The sequence below is a fragment of the Aquitalea sp. ASV11 genome (assembly GCF_016429185.1).
In the GTDB taxonomy this organism is placed as follows: Bacteria; Pseudomonadota; Gammaproteobacteria; order Burkholderiales; family Chromobacteriaceae; genus Aquitalea; species Aquitalea pelogenes.
Map to the genome: position 1 here is coordinate 1 of NZ_JAELUD010000335.1, position 253 is coordinate 253.

Here is a 253-nt window from a genome sequence, read left to right on the forward strand (position 1 = left end):
TAAAGGGAGAAGTCGGCCCATTCAGTTCCACCGCCGGCATTGCGCCCAGCCGTGCCAGCTGCGGCAGACCGGGCAAGGCCGCCTCCCCCGCTTGCAAGGCAGTTTCTGCCAGACGGAAGGCCAGCTGCTGTCTCTTATACACATCTCCGAGCCCACGAGACGAACGCAATAATCGCGTATGCCGTCTTCTGCTTGAAAAGGGGGGGGGGGGGGGGGGGGGGGGGGGGGGGGGGGGGGGGGGGGGGGGGGGGGG

The 253-nt window shown here is 68.8% G+C and carries 1 protein-coding gene; it reads right to left on the bottom strand.

The window, feature by feature from the left end; genetic code table 11:
• On the bottom strand, nucleotides 1-253 hold a 253-nt coding region (locus JHD62_RS22450), incomplete at both ends, for a hypothetical protein (protein ID WP_199104711.1).